Origin of the sequence: Cellulomonas sp. ACRRI, assembly GCF_022346185.1 — a bacterium.
In the GTDB taxonomy this organism is placed as follows: domain Bacteria; phylum Actinomycetota; class Actinomycetes; order Actinomycetales; family Cellulomonadaceae; genus Cellulomonas.
This window is the reverse complement of the sequence record NZ_JAKRMS010000283.1, coordinates 1-523: the sequence shown is the minus strand read 5'-3', so window position 1 is coordinate 523 and position 523 is coordinate 1. Positions and strand designations below refer to the sequence as shown.

Annotated in this window: 1 rRNA gene; it reads right to left on the bottom strand. The window is 62.5% G+C overall.

Features of this window, described 5'->3' with window-relative positions:
• Window positions 1–411 precede the first annotated feature (411 nt).
• Window positions 412–523 (bottom strand): 16S ribosomal RNA (locus MHY85_RS21185); the annotation flags it as partial.

The window sequence follows — 523 nt, the reverse complement described above, 5'->3', positions numbered from 1 at the left end:
AAGGCATCCACCCTGTGCCCTTAAAAACTTGACCACAAAGACATACTTTAAAGATGCTCGCGTCCACTGTGCAGTTCTCAAACAACGAACGATCCCCGAGTCGTGAGCGCCGGCGCCTACCAGCTCCCCTCATGCGAGGAGAACCAGCGGTTCGACCGACCGACCGGGCCCGTCATGAAGCAACCTCCCTCGCGGGCTGTTCCCTCAGGACCCAACAGCGTGCCTGGGCGACCCTCTCGGGCCGGCTGTGCGCGTTCCGTCCCCGACGAATCGAGGTGTACTGGCGCGGTGCCGACCGATGAAGGCCGCCGTAGTTGATGTTCCACCCTTGAGCACCACCCCGGACGCGATCGGTCCGGGCCTGGCCTCTGCACGACCAACCCGAAGGTCGGCGTGTCAGATGCTCCTTAGAAAGGAGGTGATCCAGCCGCACCTTCCGGTACGGCTACCTTGTTACGACTTAGTCCCAATCGCCAGTCCCACCTTCGACGGCTCCCCCTGCGAACAGTTGGGCCACCGGCTT